Raw genomic sequence first — 15371 nt, 5'->3', positions numbered from 1 at the left:
CGATTTCGAGAATCAACCGGAAATCGCGCCATGAGCAAACCCGCTGAAGCTCCATTTATGAACCCTCGTCTTTCGGTGAAGCCCGCTGAATATAAGCGACTTGCCGGCGAGGTACTGGAAGCAACCCGCACGTATGTGGAACGGCTTTCATCGCTGGCTATGCTGGCGAGGACGCTGCGCAAAGGTATCGCGATGAATCATTGCGACCGTCGCGACCAGATGTTGCTTGCGGAGTTGTTGGAGCGTACGGCACAGCAGTACGAAACCGAGGCGAACATCGAGCGGGGGAATATCTCGGTCGTGATGGCCGATGCGAAAGAAGCGGAAGCGAATGCTGCGCGCCGCAGGAAAGGATTGGGTGAATCGGTGGTGCCGCGCACGAGAACGCGCAGGAAGGTCGGCTCAGGTGTAACGGCGCCGGCATAACACAGGGCTGCGCGCTGCACGAATTAGCGGATAGCGTTACAGTAAATCTTCGCAACTGCTAGCCGCTGAGGGCGCCATGGACCGCAAAGCATTCACTGAAAGCCTCGCGAAAGAAGGATTCCCCGAGGCCGTCGTTGTGACGCGGGAGGCGAACATCACGATGGACGTACACGAACATCCGTTCGAGGCGAAGGCGTTGATTCTGGAAGGCGAGTTGCACATACGCGTGGGCGACACGGAGCAGGTATATAAAGTCGGCGACGTCTTCCAATTACCGGCGAACAAGCCGCATGCAGAGCGTTACGGTCCGAATGGTGTGAAGTATCTGGTAGGAAGGAAGTAAGTAAGAAAACCCGCAGATGGCAGACCCACCCTGCAGGCGGGCGTGATCTGATATCACCAGCACGCCCGGCCTTCAGCAAAACGAATAACTCACGCCCCCAACAAGACCCCGGTCCTGAACGCCTTCTTCCCTGTAACCCGCCCCAGCGGCGCCCCAGCCGTCACAAACCGAATCGCGCGCCGCATATAAAACACACCTTCGGTGTTGCTGCACAGCGTAGTGGTCTCATCCGTCAACGGATCGACGATATCGAACAAGGGCTGCCCAACACGAATCCTGTCCCCGATCTTCGCGCGATGAATCAGAATCCCGCTAACGGGCGCATAAAACTGCTCACTGCCAGCGAGTGGCGTCGCTGGCGCAAGCAACTCGGGCAAAGGCTTCACATCAAGCTTGATAGCCTTGCGCCAGACCAGATAATCGACCAACGCGTCTGCATCCTCCTGGGCAACTTCATAAGACACATCCCGCTGCCCACGGCATTCCACAGTGACAGCAATCGCGCCATTCGGTACCGGCTTATCAGCAGGCATAGCTTGCTGCAGCTGCCACCACAACAAACTATGCGTCTCATCAAACGACTCCCCGCCCGAGTTAGTCGCCAGCAACGAAGCCTGCGCACCAAGATACCGTGACAGAGGTTCAAACTCGGGCCACGCCGCCTCACTGGTATAGAGATGCATTGCCGCTTCCAACGAGCAATGCAAATCGATCACCACATCTGCATCGAACGAGAGCTTCAGCAGCGCCAATTGCAGCGACTCAAACTCAGTCAACGGTTTCTGCTCGGCGAGTTCAGCCGCAATCAGTTCACGAACAATCCGCCGATTCTCCGCAGCATCCGAACCCAAGGCATCCTTAGCCCGCTCCATCAGCTTCGAAAACTGCATGAAGTGTCGATTGAAGTTCTTGCCGCTGCCCAGATCGAAGCGCCCAAGAAACTGCCCGAGTACGTACTGCCCAAGCCCGACAGGATTCGCGACCGGCACCAGCACAATCTCGGCGTTCAACGCACCTTGCTTCTCCAGTTCAAGCAATCGACGCTTGAGCAAAACCGTCGTCAGCATCGCCGGCGTTTCATCGGCATGCAGGGACGACTGGATATAGATCTTCTGTCCGCTATCCGCAGGGCCAAAATGAAACGACACCAGTTCGCGGTGCGTGCCGATAGCCGGCGACAGAAGCGGAATCGATTGCTTATTCATGAGAGCAAGAAGCCTGGAGAAAAATATGAAGTGAGAAAATCAATTGCCGTACGGATCGAAGTCAAAGTACTTCTTCGCGATCTGAGCGTACGTACCGTCCTTGCGCATCGAAGCAATCGCCTCGTTAATGGACGCCTGCACCGCAGTCTCATCCTTGCGCAGGCCGATCCCTACACCTCGATCACCCATCGAAAGCGGCTCGCCGACAAACGCAAACCCCTTCCCCGCCGGCGTGCGCAAAAAGCCGTAGTCAGCTTCAACAGATCCGAGCAGCGCGCCATCTAGGCGGCCGTTCTGCAAGTCGGCGAACACCTCATCCTGACTCTTGTACGCAACCACGTGCACGCCAAGCGGCGCCCAATTCTTTAGCGCATACCCTTCGAACTGAGTCCCCGATTGCACACCGATCTGCTTGCCGGCCAACGCATTCAACCCGCCCGCGAGCGCCGAACCTTGCCGCGCGATCAACCGCGATTTGAACTGGAACAGCTTCGACGAAAACAGAATCTGTTGCTCACGCTTCTCCGTGATCGCCATCGACGACAGGATTGCGTCGATCTTGCGCGCCTGCAGCGCGGGAATCATCCCCGAGAACTCGAGCTCGACCCACTGGCAATGCGCATGGATGCGCCGGCAGATTTCGTTGCCGAGATCGACGTCGAAACCTTTGAAGCTGCCGTCGGGCGCCTTGGAGTCCATCGGCGGATAGGTCGGATCGATACCGAGGCGCAGCGTGGCGGAGTCGGCGGCAAACGCAGCACTGCTGAAAGCCAGCGCGGCGCTCAAGATCATCAGCGGAATTTTCATGGGAGGCGGGTGTGGGTTGGGCGGATTACTACACAGCCATCCTATGTCGCCGTTGCGCCTCAAAGAAGTCCCGAAAGTAATATCATGATCACTTTTACCGATCACTGAGACTCCTCATGGCGCTGACGATCTCCCAGCTACGCGCGTTCACCGCCGTTGCCGAGCACGGCAGCATTCGCGCAGCGTCGCGGGCGCTCGGCATCGCCCAGAGCGGCATCACGCAGCAGTTGCAGAACCTCGAATCGATGCTGGGTGCGACTTTATTCACCCGCACGAACCGCGGCATCGCGCTAACCGCGCTCGGCCAGCGGCTCCTGCAGCGCGCCGGCGCGATTCTCGGCGAATGCGAGCGGGCCGAACAGGAAGTGCAGCAACTACGCGGCGACTACGCGGGCGCGGTCACGTTCGGCATGACCACCGAGCCGCTGATCGATGCCTTCGCGCCGGTGCTGATGGAATTCCGCGCGCGCTTCGAGCGGGTCGCGGTGCATTTGCGCACCGGCACCTCGCGGATGATGATTTCGTGGATTCGCGAAGGCAGGCTCGATTTCGCCGTCGCGCTGGTGTCGAAGCACACCGATACGGCCGATCTGTCCGTGACGCCGCTCTATCCGTCCGACCCGGTGGTGGTCTGCCGTCGCGGTCATCCGAAAGCGGGTGCCACCTCGATTGCCGATCTCGTCGATTGCACTTGGGTGGCGACGCCCTCGCCGAATCTCACTGACGATCCGCAGGTCAATCGGCTGAACCATCTATTCGAGAGCCACGGCCTGCCGCCGCCGAAAATCATCGCGACGGTGGAAGGTCTGTACGAGACGCTGCATCTGGTTGGCGCGACGGACTGTCTGTCGCTGGAGTCGTCGATTGTCGTCAAACGCGGACCGTTTGCGAGCACGCTCACGTCGATCAATGTGCGCGAACGGGCGGTCGAACAGAACGTCTGCCTGTTGCAGCGCGCGGCGATTCCTGTCACACCAGCCGCACAGGAACTCGCGACGATGATTGCGTCGTACATGCGCACTGTGCGGGCGCGATGAAGCAGATTCGCGCAGTGCGGGGCCGTGCGCAGGTGCCCTGGTCATGCGCATGGTTGGGCTGGACGGCGCGACGTCCGAGCTAAGGCAACCGTCGGCTCGATGCCGCGATTCCGGCTATGTGGCTATCGGCGTGCTCATCCCAGCGTTTCGAGCGAGATCAACTCTTCGATGGTCTGCCTGCGCCGAATCAACCGCGGCGTGCCGTTCTCCAGCAACACCTCAGGCGCCAGTGGCCGGCTGTTGTAGTTCGATGACATCGACGCGCCGTATGCCCCGGTGTCATGAAACACGACGAAGTCCCCTACTTCAGGAGCCGGCATGGAGCGGCTCGTGACGACACCGCCCGCCTCCTGCGTGAACACATCGCCCGCTTCACACAACGGCCCGGCCACCACGAAAGAGCCAGCCGGAGCTTCGCTCGGCATGCCATTACCCTTCACCACCGTCATCTCATGATGGCTGCCGTAAAACGACGGCCTCACCAGATCATTGAATCCCGCATCCACCAAGGCGAACTGCCGGTTCGGCCGCCGGTTCAGCGCGTGCACCTCGGCAACCAGCGCACCCGCTTCGGCGACCAGAAAACGCCCCGGCTCGATTTCGAGTCTCACGCGATGCCCGAGACGCGCTTCGATCTGCTTGCGTGCCGCGTCCCAAAGACGGAAATAATGTTCGACGTCGATCCGCGGTTCGCCTTCGCTATACGGCACCGACAAACCGCCACCGGCCGAAATCGCTTCGATATCGTGGCCCAAGCCTTGCACCGCTTCGACCATCGCATCGCATACCCGCGATAGATGCGTGTAGTCGACGCCGGAACCGATGTGCATGTGCAGCCCGACCAACTTCAGACCGTAACGCCGCACCATGGCAATCGCCAGCGGCACGTCGTCAAGCCAGATACCGTGCTTGCTATGCTCGCCGCCCGTATTGGTTTTGTTGCTATGCCCGTGGCCGAAACCAGGATTGATCCGCAGCCACACACGGTGCCCTTCAGGCGCCTGCCGTCCAATACGTTCAAGCATATCGAGCGACCCGGCGTTGACCGTGATGCGATGCTCGATCACTGCAGCCAGCGTTGCGTGATCGACGAGGTCAGCCGTAAAAACCACGCCCTCTGGATCGCCATCCGGCGTGAAACCCGCCGCGAGACTGCGCGAGATTTCGCCTAAAGACACCGCATCGACCATCGCCCCTTCGTCGCGCATCAGCTTCAGGATGTGTACATTCGAACACGCCTTCTGCGCATAGCGAATCACGTCGAAACTACGCAATTCGGCAATACGCTGGCGGATCACATCGGCGTCATAGACCCAAAGGGGCGTGCCGTACTGACGCGCAAGTTCGACGAGTTGTGTGGGATTGGCTGTGGTCACGGTTCGCGGCTCTCTATATCGAAGCATTAGTGAGCAACATGATGCTGAGAACCGGTCATTCAGTAAAATACCTATTCTTTGTGAATCCATTCATTCTTGATATACACATCATGGCGCTCACTCATCGACATATCGAAGTCTTCCGCGCGTTGATGACAGCAGGCAGCGTCACCAAAGCGGCCGAGATGCTCTTCACCTCGCAGCCCACGGTAAGCCGCGAGCTGGCACGCATGGAACAGAGCGTCGGCTTTGCCTTGTTCGAACGCGTGCATGGGCGGCTACGTCCAACCATGTCCGCGTTGACGCTGTTCGACGAAATCAAGCGCACGTATATCGGGCTCGAAAGGGTGGCGTCCACGGCGGCAAGTCTGCGCGAATTCCAGGGCGGCCAGCTTTCCATCATCGCGTTGCCCGCGTTTTCGCACTCGATCCTGCCAGGCGCGGCGAAACGTTTTCACGATGTACAGCCCGGCGTCAGTCTCTCGATCGCAACACAGGAATCACCGTTTCTCGAAGAATGGCTGACCGCGCAGCGTTATGACCTCGGCTTGACCGAACATGGCGCGCCGCCTGCTGGAACACGCCTGACGCCCTTGCTCGAAGTGGACGAAGTTTGCGTGTTGCCCGATGGGCATCCATTGCTCGCCAAGCGCGTGATCGAATTGAAGGACTTCGCGAATCAGCCCTTCATCAGCCTGTCGTCGAACGATCCGTACCGGATTCAGATCGACGAAGCCTTCACGCAAGCAGGCATCGCGCGCCGCCAGATGATCGAGACGCCCACCGCCGTCTCCGTGTGCAGTTTCGTGCGGCAAGGTCTTGGCGTGGCCATCGTCAATCCGCTTACAGCGTTGGATTTCGCAGGCCGCAATCTGCATATCCGGCCGCTCGCCGTGTCGTTGCCGTTTCGCGTGAGCGTGGTTCATCCGGAGCATCGCCCAAGCCATCCGCTGGCCGGTGCGTTCGTCGACGCGCTGCAAAGCGAGGCCGCCGTGTTAAGAATACAATTAAAAACCCACTCAAAACGCAAGCAGCAATAAGGGCGCTATTCGACCAACAACCGGCGCCACGTTCGCCCATCAACAGGAGTTTCCCAAATGATGAATCGAGACAATCCCGTCTGGCTGATTACAGGCTGTTCCACCGGCTTCGGCCGCGAGTTGGCGAAGTTGGTGCTGGAGCGCGGATGGCGCGCGGTGGTCACCGCACGCGACGCGTCGAAAGTGAAAGATATCGCCGAAGCGCACGGCGACCGCGCGTTGGTTCTACCGCTCGACGTGACGAACCGCAAGCAGATCGCGGACGTGGTCGCGCAGGCCAAGCAGCGTTTCGGGCGCATCGACGCGCTCGTCAATAACGCGGGTTACGGCTATCTGGCCGCGATCGAAGAAGGCGAGGACGACGAAGTCCGCGCCATGTTCGAGACCAACGTGTTCGGTCTGATCGACATCACGAAGGCCGTGTTGCCGATCATGCGTGAGCAGCACAGTGGCTTGATCGTGAATGTGTCGTCGATTGGCGGCATCACGAGTTTCGCCGCGACCGGCTATTACCACGCCACCAAATACGCGGTGGAAGGTTTGTCCGAATCGCTCGCGACGGAAGTGAAGCCGCTCGGTATCGACGTATTGATCGTCGAACCCGGCCCGTTCCGTACGAACTGGGCGGGTCCGTCAATCAAGCAATCGGCGACGGAGATCGACGACTACGCGGCCACGGCAGGCGAGCGCCGCAAGCAGACCGAGGCGCGCAGCGGCAAGCAGGCGGGCGATCCGGTACGCGCCGCCCAGGCGATCATCGACGCCGCGCTATCGGACACGCCGCCGCTGCGTTTGCTGCTCGGCAAGACGGCCCTCGAACTGGCGCGCAAGAAGCTGGACTTCATGCGCGGCGACTTCGATGCGTGGGAGGCCACAACGGTCGGCGCGGACTTTCCGGCTTAAAACTCGACCAACGCAAAATCTTCCTTGCCCACGTCGCACAGTGGGCAACGCCAGTCGGCCGGGACATCTGCCCAGCGGGTGCCCGGCGCGATACCTTCTTCCGGCAGGCCGGCGGCTTCGTCGTAGATCCAGCCGCAGATCACGCAAACCCATTGTTTGAAGTCGTCCGCAGGCGCCGGGCTTTCTTCCGCCGCATGCGGCGTGTCGACCGGGCGCGACGCCGCCGCCATCTCATCAAGGCTCACAACCAAAGGCGCGGCGGTACCTGCACTACTTTCAGCAAGACGTGCCTGCAGGCTTTCCAACAGCCGTTGCGCTTCGACCTGCGTCAAATCGATCCAGTACGGATCGCCGGCGCCGTCGTTGAGCCGTTCGGGAGAAAACTGAATTTCTACAGCGACGCCCTTCTTGTACATGGCAAATCGGAATATCGATGAAGCCGGCGGCGAGCGCCGGCATAGGGTCGGATGCTTGAAGCGAGAGCTTCTTGGTGGGGTTAGGCGAACTGGTTCAGCACGATCGCTGCGATCAGTCCGGCGGCGCCGATAAGGCCCAGCAGTTGCAGCAGAGTGAGGGATTTGCGGGATGCGGTGGGGATGTGTTGCGTAGTCACGAGGCGTTCTTAAAGATTGGAAAAAGCGAAATGGTACACGGGTCGGAGGTCAGCGCATCTCGATTGGCGCAAACCTTGGCGTGTCAGATGCCATTATCGCTGCTCCATCGGGCTGAATTCCCTACCCGGTGGAGATGGATTCGTTCTCCACCGGGCGGAAAGCCGGCCTACGAAAGCGCCACCTCGCCAGCATGCTCAGACACCGCCGCCACGATCGCGGCAACCGCTGCAGCATCGAGCGTCAATGCGATATGCGCCACGCCCGGCACGATCGTGACCGGCACCACGCGCCCCGCTTCCTCAAAGACCTCGGCAAATTTCCCGGCGTGAAACGCCTCGTCATCCGCGCCGACCAGCACTTCGATCGGCTGCCGTGTCGCCCGGATATCCGCGCGGTAATCTTCATGCGGACGAAAGTTCTGCATCAGGTTGTACGAGTACTGCGGCGTGAGCTTGGCGGCCGCTTCAGGCGACAACGCATAGGCCACCGTCGGCAGATGGTTGAAAAGCGTGATGTGCAGCTTGTTGAGGATCATCAACACGGTCACGCGCGGCAACCCGACATTCACCCACCCGCCGGCGGAAGGCTGCGTGGTCGGCGCTTTCTGATGAATGAACGGCGCAAGCAACACGTAGCGGTCGAATGCCAATTGCCGCGCGTCCCCCGCGAACCGCAACGCGAAACCGCCGCCCGCCGAGAAACCAACCAGTGTGCGCGGGCCGGCCGGCTGAACCACGTCGAGAAAGTCGCTGAGATCGTCCTCGAGCTGGCCGATATAAGCGATCGCGCCTTTCTTGCCCGATTCGCCATGCCCGCGAATGTCGGGCACGTAGACGTCGTAGCCGACCGCAGCGAGTGCCTTCGCCAGGGTATGCAGGCTCACACCACTCGCCGACGAGCCGTGAATCAGCACCGCGCTGCCTCGCACCCGCGTTATCCGGCTCGCATAGCGCCGATACGCAAGCGCCGCGTTGTCACGGGCGGCATAGCGTTCAACGGGAGGTAAATCGGAAGTATCGACCGACTTGAAAGGCTCATTGATCGACGCAAGCGGCGGCGGCTGTTTGGGGCCACCCTTCACAAGCGCCAGCGCCATGATGGCGAGACCCACACAGAACACGACGACCGGCATCACTGCATGCAGTTCGGTACTCATCGAATGGACCCCTGAAGAGATTCATTATGATTTTTGGCTTTCCCGATCGATGAGCCCGCTACTGCTTTATGGGCGCTGTGCGCCTTATGCGTATTGTTGTAGCCGGTGCCGCCGGCCCGTCACTCATCGTCGCCGACGATTGTACGGTCCTGCGCGGCCCCAAAAAACTCGAATATCAGGTATTCGACAATGGATTGCCGTGACGCGAATCCCAGAAGCGGATCACCGCAGCGCCACCCGTGCCGGCGCCCACCACCTGATCCGGCGCGCCGCTTTCGCGCAACAAGGCGCGTAGTTCGTTGATGACCGGAAACACCTCGTGATTCCAGTCCGCACCCTGCGAATCGTGCGCACGTTGTTCCGCTTCGACGATCTCGCGGTCTTCCTTGAAAATGCGTTCGGTGAACCACACGAGCAGCGGCCACGCGAGATTCAGCACGCCGGGGATGCCCGGTTTGCGAATCGATAGCAGGCCAAAGGTGCGGTTCGTACGCTGCTCACGATCGAGCGGCACGTAGACGATCCACAAATCCATCACCAGCGTCTGATCGGACGTGCGGATCTGCAGCGTCTGATACGGATACTCGGTGCGGATCGTCATCACGTCCTTGTCGTTGTCGCCGCCGGTCTTGCGGCTCTGGCCAAACACGATCGCTTCGCCGATCGGCTGCTGGCCGGCCATGCGCGCAAACGTGTAATCGACTTCGACCCAGCCCTCGCCGCGCCGCCGGCCCAGCGAACGTGCACGCATCTGACCCATCTGGCGGCGATGCAGGAACTGATGGTTCATATCCATCAGATTCTCGTGCATGAACGAATAGTGGCAATTCACCGGACGGCCGAAACGGCGCGTCTTGTACTTCTTGTCGGATACGGAGCTGAACGCGGGCAGCGGCCGTTCTTCGGCCAACTCGGCATTGCCGGGAAACACGAAAATCAGGCCTTCGACTTCGCGGCACGGATAGGAACGCACGCCATTGGGCAGCCGGTCGCGGCCCAAATACGGCACGTCGATGCAGGTGCCCGAACAATCGTAGGTCCAGCCGTGATACCCGCAGCGGATCGACTCGCCGTCCACCACGCCCTGATGCAACGGTACCTGGCGATGCGCGCAGCGGTCTTCAAGCGCGAACACCTTGCCGGACTCCGTACGCGCCAGCACGATCGGCTCACCCGCGAACGTCACACCATGCGTCTTGCCCCGCTTCACCTCATGCGACCACGCGAGCGGATACCAGTAATCAGGGTGAATACCTACGCGCCGCAGATCGCGCACTGGGGCGTCGTTGGCGGCCTGATCCGGCGCGTGGGGTTTCGCGCCTGTTGAGGCGTTGGTTTGCGCGGCTGCATGAGCAGGAGACGCATCGACCGGCGCATCGACGGTGTCTTGTTCGAGCGGGGGAACAGCATGCATAGGTGGAGCCTCCGTGCACGAGCGGATAGAAGGTGGTCGCCCTGCAATTCGCGGGCCGACATCGCCGTACAGTCTACTCGAACCCGAAGCGGCATGGTTCCCCCACCTGCGTGCCGTGTCCGGCTCGCCGCCCGTTGGGTGGGCGAGCCATTCTTCCTCTCCATATGCCTTTGGTCAGATGATCGGCGGCTAGCTTTCGTCGCGCGTCACGAGCCCGGAGCGGCGTTGCACGCCCCACGAGCGTCCGCCGCGCAGGAAATGCAGCCAGCCGAGCAGAGCGCCGACGTGTCGCACGAGCTGGAATGTGAACGGCTCGGCGATCGCCGCCAGCACCGCCATCCACAAACTGGAGCCGGTGCGATGGCCAGTCCAGCGGCGATACAGATGGATACACCAGAGATAAAACGCGAGATCGATCGCCGTCTTGAGGCCGATCACGCTGAAAATCGACACGACGATCGCGCCATGCCCGCCGAACAGAAAGCCAAGCAGCAACGCGAAGGCGGTCAACCCGTAGATCGGCTGCATCGTATCGATGGCCTTGACCGGCAGCATCAGCATGCCCATCGTGCCGTAGCGCGGGTTGCCGGTCATGTCGCGGTTCCAGTATTGCGTTTGCAGGAAACCCGCAAACCAGCGGCGGCGCTGCCGCAGGAAACTGCCGAGGTTGTCCGGCGCGTCGGTGTGCGCATGGGCATCGCCGACCACACGCACGTCCCAGCCGAGATCATGATCGACCGAATAGCGGCGCAGCCGATGAATCAGTTCGTAGTCTTCGACCAGGCACTGCGGATCGAAACCGCCCACGTCGACCAGCGCGTCACGCCTGAACGACGCGAAGGCGCCGGAAATCAGCAGCAGACTGTCGGCGCGCATCCACGCAAAACGGGCGATGAAGTTGCGCATGTACTCGTAGGTCTGGAACCACTGGAACACGCGGCCCGACACCGATTTGCCGCACACCGGCACCAGAATGCCGGCCGCCGCGACCAGCTTCGGCTCGCTCGCGAAGGCGGCGCGCATCGCGTAGGTGGCGTCGTCGTCGAGCAGCGTGTCGGCGTCGACGGTCATCACGGTCTCGGTGGTCATGACCATGATGGCGGCGTTCAGCGCGCGCGCCTTGCCGCCGTGCGGCACGCGCAGCCAGTACAGATTCGGGTACAGCGAACTCGGCGCGCTCAGCACGCCGTCAGCGGCGGCAGTGAGGCCAAAGCGTTCGGTGAGCAGCGCGTGGGTGGCATCGGTGGAGCCGTCGTCGGCGATCACAATTTGCGCCGGGCCATGTGTCTGACGCAGTAGCGCGGCGAGCGTCACCGGCAGTACCGTTGCCTCGTTATGCGACGCGACGATCACACCCATGTCCGGCAAGTTGCGCGCATCGAAGTCCGGCTCGAGCGGCGGCGTGGGCCGCATCAGCGGCAGCGTTTTCCAGGTGACGAACGCGAGCAGCAAGGTGTCGTACACGACGTACGCAATGCCGGTCGACCACGCCACCACACCTTGCAGAAAGAATGCGCGGGCGAACAGCAACAACCACAGCACGACGACGCTGAAATGAATCAGCGTGCTGAGCAGCGTAGTGGGACGCGGCAGTATGCGCGGCGATGCGAGGGCGAGCGCCTGTTCCAGAGTTTTCTTCAAAATGACTGCCGAGTTCGTCGTTGGTGGTTATTAGATAGAAAGCAGCGTCGATGCTTACGGCACCATGCGTTTCAGAACCGACTTGCGATCAATCCATTGATGCTTCAGCGCGCCGCCGATATGCATTGCCAGCAACGCATACAGCGCGTAGCCGAGCCACGTATGCAAGGCGCCGAAGCGGTCGTGCAGTGTCTCCTTGAGCACCGGATCGAGATTCATCACATAGCCGATGCGCGGCCAGGGAAACAGGTTGAAAAGGTGCATCGGATGCGTGGCAGCGTCTTTCCACGCGGAATCGTGCAGCCAGCCGGAAAGCGGCAGCGCAATCATCAGCAGGTACAGCAAGAAATGGGCAACGTGTGCGGCGATTTTTTCCCACGACGGAAACTCACGCGGCAACGGCGGCGGCTTATGCGTCACGCGCCACAAGATGCGCATCAGCGCGAGACCGAGCACGGTGATGCCGATCGACTTATGCGTGTCGACCACCGGACGTACCCAGTCGTCGGGCCATGATTCCGCGGTCAGGCCGAGTACCACATTGCCGATCATCAGCAGCGCAATCAGCCAGTGCAGCGTTATCGCCGTGCGGGTATAGCGCGACGCCAGCGGCGTGCCGGTTGAATCGGTCAAGGAGTCGGCGTGAGTATTCATCGGTCGTTCCGTCTGCAAATGGTTTTCTAGCGAAAGCTGTTTGAAAATTCGGCCGTGCCGCAGCAGGCCTGATCTCGCCGCCGGTATGAAGCAAACGCATCAGTTTGCCGTTTTATTCCGTCAATCGCTTAATTGTGTGTTTCCGATTGTTTCGACGTATTTCGACGGCGCGAGGCGAGTCATTCCTCGAGCGCCGCACCAACCCGCGCCCGCAAAGTCGGCAATACGTCTGCTTCGAACCAGGGATTGCGCTTGAACCACGCGATATTGCGCGGTGAGGGGTGCGGGAGCGGTATTACGTGCGGGCCGTAATCGCGCCAGCGCAGCAGCGTATCGGTCAGCGTCGGCCCGAATGCGTCGCCGAGGCCAAAACGCTGCGCGTATTGGCCAATCAACACCGTGAGCCGCACCTCGCGCAACTGGGCGAGCAAGGCCTGATGCCAAAGCGCGGCGCATTCGGGCCGCGGCGGCAAATCGCCACTCGTGCCTCTGCCCGGAAAGCAGAAGCCCATCGGCACGATGGCAAATTTCGAGGCGTCGTAAAAGGTCTCGTCGGAGACTTCGAGCCAGTGGCGCAAACGTGCGCCACTGGCGTCGCTCCATGGAATGCCCGAAGCATGCACGCGCGCACCGGGCGCCTGGCCGATGATCAGAATGCGCGAATCAGCCGACGCCACGACGACCGGACGCGGCGCATGCGGCAGCACTGGCGCGCATACGGTACAGGCGCGAATGTCGTGCAACAACGTGTTTAGTGAAATGGGTTTCCTTGCGGTCATACCGAGGCGCGGATCAGGATTCGGTTTAGCGTTTTACAAACCGATAGTGTCCCACGCCCCACTCATTCCCGTTGGCGTAGCCGAACAACTCGGCCACGGCCATATAGAACATGCGCCAGCGCTGAAACCATACAGCCGCATCGCGCGCGCCATATGTATGGACCAGCATCGGCATCACGCGGTCACGCGCTGCGTCGAGCGCGGCGAGCCAGTGATTCGCCGTGCGCTCGTAGTGCGCGCCGCTCACCCACCACTGCCGCTCCATCCGCAGATCGTCCTGGAAGTTCAGCAGGAGCGCTTCGGAGGGCATCGTGCCGCCAGTGAAAAAGTACTTCGACATCCAGTCGTTGCCGTCCTGCACCTGAAAGTGATACGCAAGCGTGCGATGCACGAAGATATGCACGAACAGCTTCGCGTCGTCGCGCATCCAGCGTGAAATCTTGGCGAGCAGCAGCCCGTAGTTCTTCATGTGCTCGAACATCTCGATCGACACCACGCGATCGAAGCCGCCGCCAAGCTGCGCTTCGTCGAATTCGAAATCGACGACATTGCCCGTGACCACCGAGAGGTTGTGCAAACCGAACTCCGCCGCGCGCGCTTCGATGAACACGCGTTGCCCATGCGAATTCGACAGCGCGACGATCTGCGCGTTTGGATAATGCGCCGCCAGCCACAACGACAACGAGCCCCATCCGCAACCGAGATCGAGAATCCGCTGACCGTCGGCCAGTTCCGCGCGATCGGCGTAGCGCTCTAGCATCGCGGCTTCGGCTTGCGCGAGCGTCTCGTTGCCGGTTGGGTACAGACAGCACGAATACTTGAGATGCGGTCCGAGATGCGCGTGGAAGAACGACGCCGGCACCTCGTAATGCTGCGTGTTGGCGGCCTGCGTTTCGATGGCAATCGGGCTTGAACGCAAGTCGTCCAGCAGACGGTTGAGCCGTTGTGCGCGCACCTCGCCGTTGTCGATCGCTTCGTCGCGCAAACGCTGGCGCATCAGCTGACGCATGCCGAAACGGATCACGCTGTCGGGCAGCCAGCCGCGTTCGCAGCTCTGGATCAGCCAGCCGTCGCTCGGCTCGGCGGGCGACGAAGGCGGCATTGTATGGTCGGTGGTGGAAAGGCTCATGAGGCTGACTCCCTATCGTCTTGTCTGGACTTTTGTGTCGTAGCCGGCTCGTCTCAATCCCGTGGCGGCCACGGAATGAGCGCACTGGTGGTGCGCATGTAATCGGCGTAACCGGCGCGCCTTTTCGCCATGCTTTCTTCGAGCAACGGAATGCCGGAGAGCTTCAGCAGCAGAAACACCATCAGCACCGGCGGCAACACCGTGAACCAACCCCAAGGCGTGCCGATCGACAGCGCGATGTAAGCAAGCCAATGCACGCATTCAAAGAAGTAATTCGGATGCCGTGAATAGCGCCACAAGCCAACGCGGCACACGGCGGTGTGATTGGCCGGATCCTGCGTGAAGCGCTTGAGTTGACGGTCCGCGATGCCTTCGCCGACTACCGAAACTATCCACACCGCCACAGCCAGCACAATCCAGCCGATGGCCGGTGCGCTGCTCCGGTACGACGGCACCAGAAATGCGATCGACAGCAGCATCGAAATCACGACTTGCACCTGAAAAAACCAGAACATCTTGCTGGCCGCCTTGTCGCCCCATTCTTCACGGAAGCGGCGATAGCGCGCGTCTTCCGGTTTGCCAAAATTGCGCTTCCACAGATGCGTGCCGAGCCGCACACCCCAAACCAGGCCACCCAGCGCGGTCAGTGCACGCGATACCGGATCGCCGTTGCCGAGCACGGCGTAGAGCACCGCGACCAGCCCGAGCGAATAGGCCCAGACCGGGTCGACCATGCCGGCGTTCCCGGTCTTCAACTGCCACGCCCAGACAGCGCTGAAGATCGCGATGAGCCCAATCAGGGCGATCACGGCGGCGGCAAGTGGCGGCATGGGGGCCTCTTTCGATG

At 61.0% G+C, this 15371-nt stretch carries 16 protein-coding genes; 5 read left to right on the top strand and 11 right to left on the bottom strand.

Going from position 1 to position 15371, the window contains the following annotated elements:
- The first annotated feature begins 30 nt into the window (after positions 1-30).
- Together KHO30_RS02330 and KHO30_RS02325 are read left to right on the top strand one after the other, a co-directional pair.
- On the top strand, positions 31-426 hold the full coding sequence (locus KHO30_RS02330) for a hypothetical protein (RefSeq protein WP_211699901.1): 396 nt from the start codon (positions 31-33) through the stop codon (positions 424-426).
- Positions 427-502: 76 nt separating this feature from the next.
- Positions 503-769, top strand: coding sequence for a cupin domain-containing protein (locus KHO30_RS02325; RefSeq protein ID WP_200651502.1), 267 nt, complete (start codon positions 503-505; stop codon positions 767-769).
- An 89-nt stretch (positions 770-858) separates the two neighbouring features.
- On the opposite strand, the gene KHO30_RS02320 is transcribed toward KHO30_RS02325, so the two are convergent.
- Both KHO30_RS02320 and KHO30_RS02315 read right to left on the bottom strand, forming a co-directional pair.
- Positions 859-1974: a succinylglutamate desuccinylase/aspartoacylase family protein gene (locus KHO30_RS02320; RefSeq protein ID WP_211699899.1), complete on the bottom strand. Its 1116-nt coding sequence runs from the start codon at positions 1972-1974 to the stop codon at positions 859-861.
- 39 nt (positions 1975-2013) lie between these two features.
- Positions 2014-2781: a transporter substrate-binding domain-containing protein gene (locus KHO30_RS02315; RefSeq protein WP_200618703.1), complete on the bottom strand. Its 768-nt coding sequence runs from the start codon at positions 2779-2781 to the stop codon at positions 2014-2016.
- 116 nt (positions 2782-2897) lie between these two features.
- On the opposite strand from KHO30_RS02315, the gene KHO30_RS02310 reads away from it, so the two are divergent.
- Complete coding sequence (locus KHO30_RS02310) at positions 2898-3818, top strand: LysR substrate-binding domain-containing protein (protein WP_211699897.1); 921 nt, start codon at positions 2898-2900, stop codon at positions 3816-3818.
- A 134-nt stretch (positions 3819-3952) separates the two neighbouring features.
- Here KHO30_RS02310 and lysA read toward each other — a convergent pair whose 3' ends face one another.
- A complete protein-coding gene (gene lysA / locus KHO30_RS02305; RefSeq protein WP_211699895.1) occupies positions 3953-5221 on the bottom strand; it encodes a diaminopimelate decarboxylase in 1269 nt (422 codons plus the stop codon).
- 83 nt (positions 5222-5304) lie between these two features.
- Here lysA and KHO30_RS02300 point away from each other — a divergent pair, with 83 nt between their 5' ends.
- Both KHO30_RS02300 and KHO30_RS02295 read left to right on the top strand, forming a co-directional pair.
- Complete coding sequence (locus KHO30_RS02300; RefSeq protein ID WP_211699893.1) at positions 5305-6234, top strand: LysR family transcriptional regulator; 930 nt, start codon at positions 5305-5307, stop codon at positions 6232-6234.
- Positions 6235-6291: 57 nt separating this feature from the next.
- A complete protein-coding gene (locus KHO30_RS02295) occupies positions 6292-7137 on the top strand; it encodes an oxidoreductase (protein ID WP_211699892.1) in 846 nt (281 codons plus the stop codon).
- Here KHO30_RS02295 and KHO30_RS39125 read toward each other — a convergent pair.
- From KHO30_RS39125 to KHO30_RS02250, 8 genes are all read right to left on the bottom strand, one after another.
- Entirely contained in the window at positions 7134-7553 is a 420-nt protein-coding gene (locus KHO30_RS39125) for a rubredoxin (RefSeq protein WP_244863913.1), read from the bottom strand. The genes KHO30_RS02295 and KHO30_RS39125 overlap by 4 nt on opposite strands.
- A 364-nt stretch (positions 7554-7917) precedes the next feature.
- Positions 7918-8907, bottom strand: coding sequence for an alpha/beta hydrolase (locus tag KHO30_RS02280; RefSeq protein WP_244863912.1), 990 nt, complete (start codon positions 8905-8907; stop codon positions 7918-7920).
- Positions 8908-9082: 175 nt separating this feature from the next.
- Positions 9083-10321 (bottom strand): aromatic ring-hydroxylating oxygenase subunit alpha, encoded by a 1239-nt coding sequence (locus KHO30_RS02275; RefSeq protein ID WP_200651495.1) that lies wholly within the window; start codon positions 10319-10321, stop codon positions 9083-9085.
- A gap of 189 nt (positions 10322-10510) precedes the next feature.
- On the bottom strand, positions 10511-11962 hold the full coding sequence (locus KHO30_RS02270; protein ID WP_211699891.1) for a glycosyltransferase family 2 protein: 1452 nt from the start codon (positions 11960-11962) through the stop codon (positions 10511-10513).
- 54 nt (positions 11963-12016) lie between these two features.
- Positions 12017-12616 carry a cytochrome b gene (locus KHO30_RS02265; RefSeq protein ID WP_093634273.1) on the bottom strand — a complete coding sequence of 200 codons (600 nt, stop codon included), beginning with the start codon at positions 12614-12616 and terminating at the stop codon, positions 12017-12019.
- Positions 12617-12795: 179 nt separating this feature from the next.
- Positions 12796-13395: a uracil-DNA glycosylase family protein gene (locus KHO30_RS02260; RefSeq protein WP_093634274.1), complete on the bottom strand. Its 600-nt coding sequence runs from the start codon at positions 13393-13395 to the stop codon at positions 12796-12798.
- Positions 13396-13420: 25 nt separating this feature from the next.
- Entirely contained in the window at positions 13421-14524 is a 1104-nt protein-coding gene (locus KHO30_RS02255; protein ID WP_211699890.1) for an SAM-dependent methyltransferase, read from the bottom strand.
- Between the two features lie 53 nt (positions 14525-14577).
- Positions 14578-15354, bottom strand: coding sequence for a DUF1295 domain-containing protein (locus KHO30_RS02250; protein ID WP_211699889.1), 777 nt, complete (start codon positions 15352-15354; stop codon positions 14578-14580).
- Positions 15355-15371 lie beyond the last annotated feature (17 nt).

The organism is Paraburkholderia aspalathi, assembly GCF_905220735.1.
Classification (GTDB): domain Bacteria; phylum Pseudomonadota; class Gammaproteobacteria; order Burkholderiales; family Burkholderiaceae; genus Paraburkholderia; species Paraburkholderia aspalathi.
The sequence above is the reverse complement of the archived record's forward strand: the minus strand, read 5'-3'. Positions and strand labels throughout refer to the sequence as shown.